At 43.7% G+C, this 13865-nt stretch carries 13 protein-coding genes and 1 pseudogene; 7 read left to right on the plus strand and 7 right to left on the minus strand.

Features of this window, described 5'->3' with window-relative positions; genetic code table 11:
- Window positions 1-124: 124 nt before the first annotated feature.
- The gene (gene metG / locus MSWHS_RS01975) at window positions 125-2260 is read left to right on the plus strand and encodes a methionine--tRNA ligase (protein ID WP_048125565.1); all 2136 of its coding nucleotides are present in this window, start codon (window positions 125-127) and stop codon (window positions 2258-2260) included.
- A gap of 171 nt (window positions 2261-2431) precedes the next feature.
- Here metG and cyaB read toward each other — a convergent pair whose 3' ends face one another.
- The 5 genes from cyaB to MSWHS_RS02000 all read right to left on the minus strand — a co-directional run bounded on the left by cyaB (window position 2432) and on the right by MSWHS_RS02000 (window position 6486).
- On the minus strand, window positions 2432-2971 hold the full coding sequence (cyaB, locus tag MSWHS_RS01980) for a class IV adenylate cyclase (RefSeq protein ID WP_048158701.1): 540 nt from the start codon (window positions 2969-2971) through the stop codon (window positions 2432-2434).
- 90 nt (window positions 2972-3061) lie between these two features.
- On the minus strand, window positions 3062-3460 hold the full coding sequence (locus tag MSWHS_RS01985) for a Zn-ribbon domain-containing OB-fold protein (RefSeq protein WP_048125569.1): 399 nt from the start codon (window positions 3458-3460) through the stop codon (window positions 3062-3064).
- Window positions 3461-3466: 6 nt separating this feature from the next.
- The gene (locus MSWHS_RS01990) at window positions 3467-4639 is read right to left on the minus strand and encodes a thiolase domain-containing protein (RefSeq protein WP_048125571.1); all 1173 of its coding nucleotides are present in this window, start codon (window positions 4637-4639) and stop codon (window positions 3467-3469) included.
- Window positions 4640-4654: 15 nt separating this feature from the next.
- Entirely contained in the window at window positions 4655-5704 is a 1050-nt protein-coding gene (locus tag MSWHS_RS01995) for a hydroxymethylglutaryl-CoA synthase (protein WP_048130168.1), read from the minus strand.
- 41 nt (window positions 5705-5745) lie between these two features.
- Window positions 5746-6486 carry a helix-turn-helix domain-containing protein gene (locus tag MSWHS_RS02000; protein ID WP_048125573.1) on the minus strand — a complete coding sequence of 247 codons (741 nt, stop codon included), beginning with the start codon at window positions 6484-6486 and terminating at the stop codon, window positions 5746-5748.
- A 142-nt stretch (window positions 6487-6628) separates the two neighbouring features.
- On the opposite strand from MSWHS_RS02000, the gene MSWHS_RS02005 reads away from it, so the two are divergent.
- From MSWHS_RS02005 to MSWHS_RS19905, 5 genes and pseudogenes are all read left to right on the plus strand, one after another.
- Window positions 6629-7447 (plus strand): Dna2/Cas4 domain-containing protein, encoded by an 819-nt coding sequence (locus MSWHS_RS02005; RefSeq protein ID WP_048125575.1) that lies wholly within the window; start codon window positions 6629-6631, stop codon window positions 7445-7447.
- A gap of 507 nt (window positions 7448-7954) precedes the next feature.
- Window positions 7955-8137: pseudogene (locus MSWHS_RS02010) on the plus strand (GTPase - sulfate adenylate transferase subunit 1); the annotation flags it as partial.
- A gap of 408 nt (window positions 8138-8545) precedes the next feature.
- On the plus strand, window positions 8546-9823 hold the full coding sequence (locus MSWHS_RS02015) for a beta-propeller fold lactonase family protein (protein WP_048159531.1): 1278 nt from the start codon (window positions 8546-8548) through the stop codon (window positions 9821-9823).
- A 137-nt stretch (window positions 9824-9960) separates the two neighbouring features.
- The gene (locus MSWHS_RS02020) at window positions 9961-10548 is read left to right on the plus strand and encodes a UPF0228 family protein (protein WP_048158702.1); all 588 of its coding nucleotides are present in this window, start codon (window positions 9961-9963) and stop codon (window positions 10546-10548) included.
- 147 nt (window positions 10549-10695) lie between these two features.
- On the plus strand, window positions 10696-10866 hold the full coding sequence (locus MSWHS_RS19905; protein ID WP_231585533.1) for a hypothetical protein: 171 nt from the start codon (window positions 10696-10698) through the stop codon (window positions 10864-10866).
- Between the two features lie 60 nt (window positions 10867-10926).
- On the opposite strand, the gene MSWHS_RS02025 is transcribed toward MSWHS_RS19905, so the two are convergent.
- Window positions 10927-11220, minus strand: a complete 294-nt coding sequence (locus tag MSWHS_RS02025; protein WP_048158703.1) for a hypothetical protein — start codon at window positions 11218-11220, stop codon at window positions 10927-10929.
- Window positions 11221-11434: 214 nt separating this feature from the next.
- Between MSWHS_RS02025 and MSWHS_RS02030 the strand changes: the two genes are divergently transcribed.
- Window positions 11435-13339: a phosphoadenosine phosphosulfate reductase family protein gene (locus MSWHS_RS02030; protein ID WP_048125583.1), complete on the plus strand. Its 1905-nt coding sequence runs from the start codon at window positions 11435-11437 to the stop codon at window positions 13337-13339.
- Between the two features lie 269 nt (window positions 13340-13608).
- Here the strand turns inward: MSWHS_RS02030 and MSWHS_RS02035 are convergent, their stop codons facing one another.
- Complete coding sequence (locus tag MSWHS_RS02035) at window positions 13609-13863, minus strand: protease inhibitor I42 family protein (protein ID WP_048125585.1); 255 nt, start codon at window positions 13861-13863, stop codon at window positions 13609-13611.
- Between the last annotated feature and the right edge of the window lie 2 nt (window positions 13864-13865).

Here is a 13865-nt window from a genome sequence, read left to right on the forward strand (position 1 = left end):
CTCTTTATATATGATTATCAACTATCCCTCAAATAAGTTCTCTTGTAAACACAATAAGCGAAATATATTTCAGAATTGCAGTCATCCAGAAGAGATACACTTATAAAATTATATGGAGATAAGAATGTCAAACTCATCCAGTAAACCCGTACTTGTCACCTGTGGCCTGCCCTATGCCAACGGAAAGGCCCATATCGGGCATCTCCGGACCTATGTGCCCGCTGATATTTTTGCCCGCTCCCTGCGGAAGGAAGGAAGGGAGGTTGCCTTTGTTTGCGGTTCGGATACCCATGGCACCCCAATCGTCGTAAACGCCGAAGAGCTCGGGATTACCCCTAAAGAACTGGTAGAAGTCTATCATAAACACTTTGATGAAACTTTCAAGCAGCTTGGAGTTTACTTTGACGCTTTTGGGACAACCGATGACCCTGAAAATCATCACCGGACCATGCAGATTGTAAACCGGCTGATTGAAAAGGGCTATGTATACCCGAAAATTATAGAAATCGCTTACTGCCCGAAGTGTAACCGCTTCCTTCCTGACCGCTATGTGGAAGGAGCCTGCCCTCACTGCGGAGAAACAGCCAGAGGCGATGAATGTGACCAGGGATGCGGAAAACACCTCGAACCTGGAGAGCTTCTGAACCCTGTATGTACTATCTGCGGAGGGCCTGCAGAGTACCGTCAGCAGGAACACTTCTTTTTCAAACTTTCCGAGTTCAGCGACTATCTGATGGATTACCTCTCAAATGACCTGGGAGGTACAACTAATGCTATAAATTACGCACTTGGCTGGGTAAAGCAGGGGCTTACGGACTGGTGTATCACAAGAAACCTTGAATGGGGAGTTAAATTCCCGGGGCATGAAGACCTTGTGGTTTATGTCTGGGTGGATGCCCCTATAGGATACATGGCTTTCACTGAGGAATGGGCTGCAAAGACAGGGGATTCCTGGGAAAAATTCTGGAAAGAGGACGGAGAAATAGTTCACTTTATTGGAGGGGACATTACCTACCACCATTGTATTTTCTGGCCTGCCATGCTTAAAGGTGCAGACTATTCCGTGCCTACCGCCGTTGTGGCTTCAGGTATGGTCAAGATCGAAGAAAAGAAGTTTTCCAAGACCAGAGGTTATGTGGTCTGGGTAGGGGAAGATTATCTTGACCACGGCTTCCACCCCGACCTCCTGAGATATTACCTTGCAAGCTACACCTCCCATACTAAGGAACTGAACTTTTCCTGGCGCGTGCTTCAGGAAAAGATCAATACCGAACTGGTGGCGGTTTTCGGAAACTTCCTGTACAGGACCATGCTCTTTGCTTTTAAGAACTATGGAGAAGTCCCTGAAGGGAAACTGGAACCTGAAATAAGTGCGGAAATTGAAAAGGTAATAAATGAAGTAAAAGCTGCAATGGCTGAGTATGAGTTCAAAAAAGCGGTTGATTCTGCCATGGCTCTTGCGTCTTTCGGGAATATTTACTTCCAGTCCCACGAGCCCTGGAGACTTATAAAAGAAGATCGAGCCGCTTGTGGACAGGTCCTCTACAATTGCCTCCACCTGGCAAAAGCCCTGAGTATTATCTTTGAACCCGTGCTCTCGCAGACCATGGAAACAGCCTGGAAAGGGCTCGGACAGGAAAGTGATATCCATGCTGTGCAGTACGAAGAAGCCCTTGTGCCCCTGAAGGCAGGCACAAAGCTTGCAAAGCCTGAGCTCCTCTTTACCAAACTTGAAGACGACAGGATCGGGGAGATGGAAGAGATCGCAAATCAGAGGGTAAAAGCTGCAGATGCAAAGAAAATTGCGGCAAAGGGAAGCGAAAAGGAGCCTTCAAAGTCAGATGGAATGGGCCCTGCAGAAGAGGCAAAACCAGCCGAAAAAGCCAAAGACGCAGCAAAAACTGAAGAAAATGGGCAAATCGAAACTCTTCCCATGATCAATTATGAAGACTTTGCAAAGCTTGACATCAGAGTAGGAAAAGTCCTTCTTGTCGAACCTATAAAGAAGTCAAAAAAGCTCCTGCGTGTTGAAGTGGATATCGGAGAAGAAAAACCCAGGCAGCTTGTAGCAGGCATGGCTTCGTATTACACTCCCGAAGAGCTTATCGGGAAAAATGTAGTCATACTTGCTAACCTGAAACCTGTCAAACTCTGTGGAGTTGAGTCAAATGGCATGATGCTTGCAGCCGATGATGGCGGAGCTATTGTAGCAGCCCTGATGCCGGACAAAGACATAAAGCCTGGCTCCAGAATAAGGTAATAATTAAGAGTAAATTAAAATCTAAATTAAAATTAAATTAAAATCTAAATTAAAATTTGCCAGTTGTTTTCATGTCCGTACATGACGCGGGCATGAATAATTTATTGATTTTGTCCCAAGGCCCATTTTAGTATCAATAAAAAATAGTCGGGATAATTACTGAAATTAACTCTATAGTTTTTTAATTTTTTTATCCAGTACCATTTCAAGATAAGAAGTCCGGATGGAGTCTTTTTCTCCGGCGCCAAACTGTTTTAGTAATTCAAACAGCTTTTCCCTTGAAATGTCGAGATCTTTTTCATCTTCAGCTATGATTTCTACTTCCAGGAATTCTCCCAGTCCTTCGACGGCGTCAAGGCAGACAGTTATCTCCCCTGCTTTGAATACTTCCCTTTTTTTGCGGACCATCCCGGCTTCCGAGAATCCAAGGGCACGAAGTATTTTTGCAGTAGTTGCTTCATCTACAGAAGTTTCGAGTTCTTCCCGGGTTTTGGAGACTTTGTCAAGTTTAGGGCCTTTATAGGTCAGCACAGCCTTGCCGTCCAGGGAACGAATCCTGAGCGCCTCGTCAGTTTTTGCAAAATCCCTGTGAGGAGCTGCAAAATAAGAATCTGACTGATTTTCAATCCCTATTTTTATTGCCCCTAATTTCTGAAGGACGGAGCGGACCTTTGAATGATCCGCTCTTACTTTAACTTCCACTTCAATCATAGTTTGCAGACATCTCCAATTTGATCCGGAAGACCCCGGAAATCCTTATTTTAATTAATTATTAACGGAACCGGAAGAATCCGGACCCTCTCAGGCATCTGCAGGGATGAATTTAGTGCCGTAGTAAATCATGCCGCGATCGCCGTCTTCCCCTAGCTTCCTGAACACGGACTTAACCCGCGTTCCAATCTGGATTTTATCAGGGTCGCCAATCACCTGGGAGGTCAGCTGGGGCCCTTCATCCAGTTTAATAATTGCAAGGGTATAGGGAGCCTGGTTTTCAAAACCTTCCGCAGCCGTGTGAATCAATGTATAGGTTACTATTTCGCCGGTGCCTTTGAATTTGAATGGTTCGAGTTCACCCATGCGCCTGCAGTTTACGCAAACATTGCGCGGGGGATAGAAATATTCCCCACATTCCTTGCAGTGGGTCCCTTCAAGGTTATACCTGCTACCGAGGTTTCTCCAGAATCTTGGTACAGAAGACATCGAATATCACCTCTCCCTCGAGAAAATATGTATTACTGCGGTCGCTCCTGACCCTCCTACATTGTGGGTCATTCCATACTCAGCCCCTGCAACCTGGCGTTTTCCCGCATCTCCACGCAGCTGGGTTGCAATTTCCACAGCCTGCTTTATGCCGGTTGCTCCTACGGGATGTCCGCAGGCTTTCAGTCCACCGGATGTGTTGACAGGGATTCGACCTCCAATCTCAGTTTCCCCATTTTCTGTGACAATTCCGCCTTTCCCTTTCTCGGCAAATCCGAGGTCTTCAATTGCGCAGATTTCGGCAATGGTAAAGCAGTCATGCACCTCTACGAGGTCGATGTCTTCAGGCTTCAATTTTGCCATGGAATATGCCCTCTTTGCAGCCATCACGGTTGCGTCCAGAGTTGTGATGTCTCTTCTGTCATGAAGGGCAAGTGTGTCACTTGCCTGTGCTGTTGCCTTAATGTAAATGGGAGTATCAGTATATTTGTGGGCAACGTCTGCAGGAGCCAGAACAAGTGCAGACGCTCCGTCTGTTATGGGAGAACAGTCAAAAATATGTAACGGGTCGGCTACCATTATTGAGTTCAGTACGTCGTCCACGGTAATTCCATTTTTGTACTGGGCAATAGGGTTGAAACACCCGTTTTTGTGGTTCTTAACGGCTACTTCTGCAAGCTGTTCGCTTGTAGTTCCATACCTGTGCATGTGCAGCTTTGCAATCATTGCATAAAGCCCGGGGAAGGTTGCTCCTGCCATGCCTTCCCATTCCCGGTCAGCAGCTGCTGCAAGAGCTGAAGATGCCTCTTCAGATCCGACATCAGTCATCTTTTCTGCTCCTGCCGCGACTACGATATCACTGTAGCCTGAAGCCACGGACATTATAGCCTGGCGCAGGGCAAGCCCTCCGGATGCACAGGCAGCCTCCACTCTGGTAGCTGGAACATGAAGGTTTCTCGAAAGTCCTGAATAGTCTGCTATAAGGGCACCGATGTGCTCCTGATCAACAAATCGGCCTCCACTCATGTTTCCTACATAAAGAGCATCGATATCTTTTCCACTTACACTTGTATCTTCAATCGCTCCGATTCCGGCTTCTACGACTATGTCTCTCAGGGAACGCTCCCAGAGTTCCCCAAATTTTGTATTCTTTATTCCGATAATTGCTACGTCTCTCATGTATTCACCCCGTTTTCAGGCCAGACGGATTTTGCCTTTATGTCTGGCATACTTTGCGTAGTCGATGTATATAGGATCCTTTATAAGTTCGGAAACCGTCGGAGCCATATTTCGGATTTCTTCAATTCTGTCTGTAACTGTTATGCTGAAGGCATCAGACCCTGCACCGGATCCAAAAGCGGTTGCAAAAATTCTGTCCCCGGGCTTTGCCTGGTCAAGAGTTGCAGCGATTCCCATAAGGCAGGATCCTGAATATGTATTCCCTATTTTTGGAACTACAAGTCCCGGAGTAATCTGGGCTTTTGTGAATCCCAGCATCTTTGCAGCTTTGCTCGGGAACTTCCCGTTTGGCTGGTGGAATACTGCATAATCATAATCTTCAGGCTTTGTCCCGAGTTTCTTAAGAAGACCTTTTGCGCCGTTTGTCACATGTTTGAAGTACCCGGGCTCTCCAGTAAAACGTCCTCCGTGCTCGGGGTAAGGCATTCCTTCTCTTCTCCAGAAGTCAGGAGTATCTGTTGTAAATGAGTATGTATCTTCAATGATTGCGGCAAGTTCTGATTCTTTTCTTCCGATGAGACAGGCAACTCCTCCTGCTGCGGCAGTGTATTCAAGGGCATCACTGGGGGCACCCTGGGAAACATCAGCTCCTATAGCCAGGCCAAGGTCAATCATTCCGGAACCCACCATTCCCATACATGCCTGGACTGCAGCTGTTCCTGCCTTACATGCAAACTCAAAGTCTGCTGCAGTCATTTCGGGGGTTGCGCCGATAGCCTGGGCTACTATAGTGCTTGTTGGTTTTACAGCATAGGGATGACTTTCTGAACCTGTGTACACTGCGCCTATTCTGGAGGGATCTACGCCGCTTCTTGCCATTGCGTATCTTGCCGCTTCAACTGCAATTGTTGCTGCGTCTTCATCGACATCAGGTACGGATTTTTCGTACACCATGAGGCCATTTTTAAGAGCCTCTGCGTCATCACCCCAGAGCCGGGCGATTTCTTCAATTTTTATACGGTATCTCGGGACATAAGCACCGTATGATACAATTCCAATAGTCATGTGTTCACCTGTTTTTGAGTGTTTAGGGCATCTTTCAGGGGTCATTCCCTTGCATAGTATTGACTGTATTTTTTCAGTAATTGCACAATCTGCTCGAGATCCATTGTAGTTGTGACCAGGGGTACACGGTCTACTTCCGCCATCTTGATTGCAACAGGTTCAACCTCTTCTTTACGGAGCCCGTGGAGCACAACAGCTCCGGGTTTCAGGTTGGTGACCCGGATAGCTACCAGGGGGGATTTTCCGGTACTGACTTTCGTAAAGATCATGGCTCTATCCGTACTCCAACCATAGAGCTTCTGGAATTCGTGGGAGGAAAGTTCCAGGACTGCCCGTTGACTGTCGATGACAGAAAAACCATATAGAGGCTTCTCAATTCCTTTGTAGACAATATCGCCTTCAATAAGGTTAACCAGTTTAGCAAGCTGTATCGGGAGAGTATACTCATAGGTTGAGTAGATGGACTTTGAACTGTTTTCAGCGTTAAGTATCGATTCGTAGGTGTGAATCTTTTTGCCTCCCCGCTCGAGATCAACTTCAAGCAGGGATTCCACGATCTTCCGTACGATCATTGTCCCTGGGGACTTTCGCCTCCCGCTTTCGTAATCACTGATAACAGAAGGAGAAACCTTAAGGTAATTTGCAATATCGGTCTGGGATATCTCAAAGTTTAATCTCCACTTCTTCAGTGACTCTCCGGGTTTTTCAGAGAGTGTGATATCTCCAGCCATTTTTTCTGCCAGACGGTTGCGCAGATTTTCTGAGGAATCGTTGGATGTCATGACTTACTTAATCTAAGAGGAAACGTTCCCTTATATATTTAACGAATGCGAGTTCGTCAATTGTCGCAGGAGTTTTACTATCAGGCAAGAGTGGGATCTTATGCAAAAAATTTATATTATGTGTAAAAGGACTTAATATGTAATGCCTGCAGATTCACGGAATCCTGAGATAAGCGTTTCTGATCTTCTCCTGTATATCAATTGCCCGCGGCGCGTATACTTTGTCAGTCGTGGTTTTGAGTTGTTCCCGGAAATAAACGCTTCAAGGCTTGAAAGAATGCTCATGAAAGAGCTTTCTCTGACTTTTCCTGATATTATGAAGGAATGTTCGTTAAACGCCGATAACCTGTGCAAAGAACTTGAAACTGCTTTTCTCCATGCATGTGAGGACCTCCCGCTTATGTTCCCAGCAGAATTCGCATGTATTGAAAAGGAAGTCCTTGAAGAAGGGAAGGCGCGGGCAAGAGCTAAAATCCCTGAAATCGCGGCTAACCTTCTTAGAGGGCTTGAAGAATACGGAAAAGACCCTATGCTTGCGGCACTTACACCTGTTAAAACCGAGCCATTTCTTTCATCTGAAAAACTTAACCTGAAGGGTGTCCCGTCCAAACTTGTCTGTTTTGAGGGCAGGAATGTTCCATCGATTATGAAACCTGGAAACTGCCCTCTCCAGGGCGTGTGGGCATCTGACCGGATGCACGCCACATCGTTGGTCCTTCTGCTTGAAGCCGAGGCCGGAGGGGAGGTGCCCTTTGCCTTTGTTGAATACGTAAGTTTCGGCCTGCTCCGGAAAGTAACTATCCGAAGTTCGGACCGCAGAGAAGTTTTAAAAATCTGCAGGCGTGTGGAAAAAATAAAAGCCGGATTCATGCCTGAGAAAAAAGAAGAAAAATTCTGTTCAGAATGCACTTTTTCAGAGCATTGTGTTTCAAATTCGTCCTTGATGTCAAAGTTTTTTTGAACCGGGAATGGACGGAAAAAGACTACAGCACAATGAAAAGGGAAAAAACCAGAAGAAGGTGAACTACCGGGGTAATAGAAGGTAACTCTCAAAGGTACTATTAAAAGAGGCAAAAAACGAACCTGTCGTTTTGTAATATGTTTTAAGGTTTTTTTCGAATGCGACTGAACGATTTGTATCTTCCTTAAAACCAACATTTTCTATTTTTTAAGTTTAAGAAATCACTTGCGTTATATATAACTATTCTTACAACAGTCTCAAAATTTGTCTTATTTAAGTACTAAGCCTGAGAAATATATTCATAAATCCAACGTCCTTTCAGATTGTTTGATAACCTGCACAGAAAGTTTATAATGAGTAACAAAGAGTAATTTATGGAGTTGGAATGTACTTTCCAGGTTCAGCCGAACTCCATAAAACATGTGTTCTGAGGCATAATTAGGTTAGCTTTGCATATATTTAAGCCTGCCTGATTCTGCCTCCTGGGTGTTAAACAGGAGAAAAAATATGATTAAAAACAAAATTGGAATTGGAACGCTAATTTTAACAATATTGCTGGTTTGTATGGCATTGATACCAGCTGTAAGTTCACAGGAAGAAAAAGATTATTCTGTAACTGCTGAGGAAGCTTTTAAGCATGCCAATGCGCACATGATAAGTTTTATAGCAGCTGATGCACCATATTTTGAAAGAAACTAAACGCATATATGTACACTAAAATTTATCAGAGATTTCGATAAACTTCTAGCTTCAAAGGCTGCATATACATTTTATATAATCAACCAAAAAGCGGGATTTATCGAGATTCTCATTACTTTTTAATATATTTGTTAAATCAAGATACAAAATACTAATTAAACAGCGAATTAGACGGTAAAAAATATTTTTACCCTGAAAATTATTTCGTCTTGCAACTCATTTTTTTATCTTGAAATTGACTTAAATTAATGAAGATTTTAGAAAAATATCCAAAGTCCAAATTTTTTGATAATAACACTGGCATGAAAGGTATATACTGCTTGGTGAAAAAAGATGAAAAGTAAAATTATATCAACAATAAATATTGACACATTTTCTATTCCATTCCCATTTGTGGCAATGTCTAACAAAGCACACAAAGAAAATACCGTTATAAAAGCTTTGGGAATAACTGCACTTGCGATTTTAATATTGGCTGGTGTAGCAGGTGCAGACCCATTTGCATATGTTACGAGTCTTGGAGTCGACACTGGCACTGTCTTTGTAATTGACACAGCAACTGACAATCTTACAGCCGTGGTACCTGTAGAAGGCTGGCCCTTTGGAGTTGCAATCAACCCTGCAGGAACAAAGGTGTATGTGGCGGACTTGTCAGGCACAAGCACCACTGTCTCTGTAATTGACACTGCGACAAATAAGGTTGAAGCTGTGGTGGATGTAGGAGGATATCCTCGGGAGGTTGCAGTCGATCCGACAGGAACAAGGGTTTACGTGACGAATCGCTACAGTGTGGTGGATAATGACAGCAACAATGTCTCTATAATTGGCACAGCCACAAACAGTGTAGTGAGCACGGTTAATGTGGGGTTGAGTACTTATAACGTTGCATTTACACCGGATGGGGAAAAAATCTATGCTACTAACAGCCGCAATAACACTACTTCTGTGCTTGATGCGGCTACAAACAAAGTTACAGCCACTGTACCTGTAGGAGACTATCCTACTGATGTTGCAATCAGTCCTGATGGAAATAAGGTGTATATAACCAATACAGGCAGCAACGACTTATCTGTAATTGATGTGACTACAAACAAAGTTATAGCCACTGCGCCGGTAGGAGACGGTCCATGTGGCGTTGCAGTCACTCTAGATGGAAATAAGGTATATGTGACAAATAAACGGAGCAACAATGTTTCTGTTATTGACACAGCAACAAACAAAGTTACAGCCACCGTTCCTGTAGGAATTAAGCCTTTAGGAGTTGCAGTCACTCCAGATGGAAATAAGGTATATGTGACAAACGCCAAAAGCGACAATGTCTCTATAATTGACACAGCCACAAACAAAGTTACAGCTACTGTGAATGCAGGAAAATATAATATAAACTATCCTGTCGGAGTTGTCATTGGGCATCTTGCAGATTATGATATGACTGATCAAAGTATAAGGGCAACCCCCAGTTCAACTGAAGATATAGGAGTTGAAGAAATTAATTTATCATCCTCTGAAAAAATAAACGATATCAAACTCAATAACTCAAACAATAATAATTCAGAACCCGATAGTGGTAATAGCTCGGGTGAAAATGAATCAAGCAAAAGTAACTCTACTCCAGGCTTCGGATTATTGGGGAGCTTGACCTACCTGTATGGAGGATGGAAACTCGGGAAAAAGTAATGAAGGACCTGGATAACCGGATTGCTGGCAACTGGTAATCTGTAGCCTGTTGGATCTGATACACAAACTGTTGAAGCCTCTGGTTCTGAAATTAGCCGTATATAACGGGATTAATGCCATATTTTTGAGTGGTTAATATGAGTAAAGTAAATAAGAAGATCACCTTCTTTATTATTTTTCTGATTTTTGTAGTAATTATTGGATTATTTGTAAAAATGACTATTTTTACTCCAACAGTAACTCCTGGACAAGAAGAGAGAAAAGTAGCTGGTTTAATCATTCAATTTAGAGATGAGGTTAGTGAGCAGGAAGCAAAATCGATTCTCAAAAACTATAATTTAGCTAGATATAAACTGGATTTCACGGTTGATATGCCGGATAACTACTACATAATAGTAGATGAAGATAATATACTGGATGTAAAAAGTGAATTGAGAGACGAAAATTGGACTGAAGCTACTCCGGCTTTAGAAAAAGGAAATTATTACATAACTAAAAAAGGAGATTATTACATAATTACAATAGCGGAACAAAACATTCACAATGAACTTTTTATTGAGATGCTAAATAAATATAATCTTGAAGTTAAAAAGTTCGTCTACTGCCATGTTATCATTACAGATCACCCAGATAGTGGGATTTCTGAGGAACGTGCGGATAAATTAAAAAGTGAGCTTGAAATGAATGAAAACGTCTTCACTGTTTACTTTGAGTCTATTGAATAATGAATATTTAACATTATTTGGTAATTAATGATCCTTGCTTGTTGAGTCTGGTACTTATATATATGGAATCATTTAGGAGTTTAGATAAGAAGTCTCTGAGGAAAAGCCAATGCCTTTTAAAGGTGAACCTCGCTCAATCTGTATGACATGTTCCTTGAAGCCGAATCTGGAGGGGAGGTGCCCTTCACCTTTGTTGAATACGTAAGTTTCGGCCTGCTCAGAAAAGTGGTTATCCGAAGTTCGGACCGCAGAGAAGTTTTAAAAATCTGCAGGCGTGTGGAAAAAATAAAAGCCGGATTCATGCCCGAGAAAAAATAAGAAAAGTTCTGTTCAGAATGTACTTTTTCAGAGAAGTGCGTTTCAAATTCGTCCCTGATGTCAAAGTTCTTGCAGGACTCTTACCCTGAATCCTTTTTTCGAACCTATCATAGCATTATACAGGCTAGAAGCGATAAACCCTATGATATAGCCTGAAACTCCATAAAACACGGGCAGGCTGAGTATAGCCGATCTTCCGAAAAGCAAAGACATAATCCCAGATCTCTTTGGCATCGAAAATCCCATAAAAGCAGCGATTGTTGTGAAGAAACCAAAAACCAGGCCCATTGTCCCGTAATGAATTAAAAGAATTTTTCCGAATGCTTCAGAGTCGATTTTTTTTATAATTACCATTATATTTCCCCTATAAATCATATTTATGGGTTTAAGTGTATATAATTATGGGATTTTCGTCTGTCTTTTTACACAAAAAGGAACGGGGAAAAATAGAGATATTTCAGGTTTCTATTGGTCAGAACTTTGGTCCAAACTATAAAATGGGGCATACTCCAAAATCGGATTAGAAGCCAAAGCCTTTTAAAGGTGAACCTCGCTCAATCTGCATGACATGTCCAAACCAGTATACCTTGGCAAAATGCTCCTGCACTGGTGCGATGCCTGCAATGTGCCTGTGCTCGGAAAAAAGTGTGGGTGCGGCAATAGAGCAAAAAAAGTTGAGGTCACTCCTCCCGGCGATATTCGTCCGGCTTTTGATTATGATATAAAACGCATAAATTCCGTTTCTGAAAAACAGTTCAATGCTCCCCTTATCCCCGAAGGGCACCTTGTGGTGCTTAACAAAGCCCCTTATGAAGACCGGATGGATGAAATTATAGTGGACGGGGAAGTCCTTGCATCTATCAGGTTTGAAATAGAAAACTGCACATGGGTCCTGCTCCCCAGGCTTGAAGGAGCACGGCGGCTTTTTCAGGGCAGGGACCGGAAAGAACTTAAAAAATGGGTGGTTATCGAGCCGGAAATTATGCCTTTTATCCTGAAAAAAGGGGCAAGTATTCTTGCTCCCGGAGTCCTTGATGCAGACCCGGAAATCGAAAAAGAGGACGAGGTTGTTGTCCTTATCCCTTCAGGTGAGGTAGTTTGCTGCGGAAGAGCCCGGCTGACAGGCAGGGAAATGATTAATGAAAAGCGTGGGAATGCAGTAAAACCACGCTGGAGTGCAGAACCCGTGGCTGCAAAAACCCTTCCCTCGGGAAAGAGCTGGGATGATGCCGTAAAAGCCAATGAGAAAATCCTTGACTCAATGATAGGGATGGCTCATTCTTTCATAAGAAACGTTTCCGGAAGTATGGACCTGAAAGTCAGCGTATCTTATTCCGGGGGCAAAGACAGCCTTGCAGTGCTGCAGCTTGTGGATGAAACTCTGGACGATTATGAATTGATGTTTGCAGATACAGGGATTGAGTTTCCGGAAACCCTTGAAAACGTCAAAAAAGTTGCAGAATATTACGGAAAAACCCTCCGGACAGCGAGTTCGGGCGATTCTTTCTGGGAGTCCATAGGAGTTTTCGGGCCTCCGACAATGGATACGCGCTGGTGTTGTAAGATCTGTAAACTGGGACCCATTGCCAGGCTGATTGATGAATATTATGAGGGGGGCTGCCTGAGCTTCATAGGACAGCGCCAGTACGAATCCCATGCCCGCTCCATCAGTAATAAGGTCTGGAAAAACCCCTGGGTAGGAAATCAGGTTGGAGCGTCTCCAATACAGGAATGGACAGCTCTGCATGTCTGGCTTTACATCTTCAGAACAAAAGCTCCCTATAATCCGGCTTATGAGAAAGGGTATGACCGGATGGGATGCTGGCTCTGTCCTTCTTCATCCCTATCCGACTTTTTCCTGCTTGAAGAAAGTCACCCTGAACTTGCACAAAAACTCAACACCCACCTCCTGGCTTACGCAGAAAGGATGGGGCTTTCTCCCGAATGGGTAAAATATGGCTTATGGCGCTACAAACGCTACCCAAAGGTACTTCAGGAGCTTGCGGATAGAAAGGGAATTTCCCTGCTCCCTTCCCAGGAAACTCCCGGAGAGCTCCATTTTGAAGTTGCTACAGGATACAGGCCCTGCAAAGCAGGAGGGATTTCTGCGGATGGAAGTTTCGGTCAGGCGATAGATCTTGAATCTCTTGAAGAAAGCGGAATGCTCTATCCTGTAGGGAAAGCTTCTTTCATCGAAGGGGCTGCCTCTGTCACTCTGGGGGAGTCGAGAGCCCAGGTCTTTGCTTCCGGAAATGTGAATGGAAGAAGTGAAAACGAAAAAACCCTGAAAAAGCTCATGCGAATGGTCGAGTTCTCGGTAAGAAGAGCTGTTCTCTGCCAGGGTTGTGGAGTCTGTGTAGGACACTGTGAGCACAACGCAATTCAAATGAAAGAAAAAAGAGCTTGGATCAGGGAGAGCTGTATTCACTGCGGAGCCTGTATAGAGGTCTGCCCGCTTGTGAAATTTCTGTAAGTGTTAATCCAGTGTTAAATTTTCAGGCTGTCCACAGTTAATTAATTTCTTGACATTATTCCTGGCGGCTTGACTTACAGCTCCTATTTTTTCATGTCCTGTGCAGTGCAACTCCCTGAAGACCTCCGATTTCCTGTGATCCAGAATCGCAATTCGGGGAAAAAAGCAGATAATGTATAAAGTGAGTCCACGGCAAGGCAGGGCGGATGGACTTTTACCAGAGAAGGTGACCTTGCCAGGGCTCCGGATTCTGTGGCCTGTAAAATGTATTATTCGGCATCAATATTGATTTCAAAACAGCTTGCTATCTGGTTTCCCCTCCTGTATGTGCCTTTTATCTTTTGACTTCCCTGGCAAGTCACCTGAATATCCCATACATGGTATCCCATGCTTTCGGTCTTTTCCTCATCTTCAGGGACAAACATGTCCCTCATTATCTGTAAGCCGTTACTGGTTGCAATGTCCCAGCTAAATCCGCTGACTGGATTTTCCGGAAATTGGATTGTAAACGGTTTTTTGATCATAT

The organism is Methanosarcina sp. WWM596 (genome assembly GCF_000969965.1).
Classification (GTDB): domain Archaea; phylum Halobacteriota; class Methanosarcinia; order Methanosarcinales; family Methanosarcinaceae; genus Methanosarcina.

Bases quoted from the DNA above. Each gene is read 5' to 3' on its own strand.
- metG (WP_048125565.1), top strand. From the start codon at position 125: ATGTCAAACTCATCCAGTAAACCCGTACTTGTCACCTGTGGCCTGCCC.
- cyaB (WP_048158701.1), bottom strand. From the start codon at position 2,971: ATGATTGAAGTGGAAGTTAAAGTAAGAGCGGATCATTCAAAGGTCCGC.
- MSWHS_RS01985 (WP_048125569.1), bottom strand. From the start codon at position 3,460: ATGTCTTCTGTACCAAGATTCTGGAGAAACCTCGGTAGCAGGTATAAC.
- MSWHS_RS01990 (WP_048125571.1), bottom strand. From the start codon at position 4,639: ATGAGAGACGTAGCAATTATCGGAATAAAGAATACAAAATTTGGGGAA.
- MSWHS_RS01995 (WP_048130168.1), bottom strand. From the start codon at position 5,704: ATGACTATTGGAATTGTATCATACGGTGCTTATGTCCCGAGATACCGT.
- MSWHS_RS02000 (WP_048125573.1), bottom strand. From the start codon at position 6,486: ATGACATCCAACGATTCCTCAGAAAATCTGCGCAACCGTCTGGCAGAA.
- MSWHS_RS02005 (WP_048125575.1), top strand. From the start codon at position 6,629: ATGCCTGCAGATTCACGGAATCCTGAGATAAGCGTTTCTGATCTTCTC.
- MSWHS_RS02015 (WP_048159531.1), top strand. From the start codon at position 8,546: ATGTCTAACAAAGCACACAAAGAAAATACCGTTATAAAAGCTTTGGGA.
- MSWHS_RS02020 (WP_048158702.1), top strand. From the start codon at position 9,961: ATGAGTAAAGTAAATAAGAAGATCACCTTCTTTATTATTTTTCTGATT.
- MSWHS_RS19905 (WP_231585533.1), top strand. From the start codon at position 10,696: ATGTTCCTTGAAGCCGAATCTGGAGGGGAGGTGCCCTTCACCTTTGTT.
- MSWHS_RS02025 (WP_048158703.1), bottom strand. From the start codon at position 11,220: ATGGTAATTATAAAAAAAATCGACTCTGAAGCATTCGGAAAAATTCTT.
- MSWHS_RS02030 (WP_048125583.1), top strand. From the start codon at position 11,435: ATGTCCAAACCAGTATACCTTGGCAAAATGCTCCTGCACTGGTGCGAT.
- MSWHS_RS02035 (WP_048125585.1), bottom strand. From the start codon at position 13,863: ATGATCAAAAAACCGTTTACAATCCAATTTCCGGAAAATCCAGTCAGC.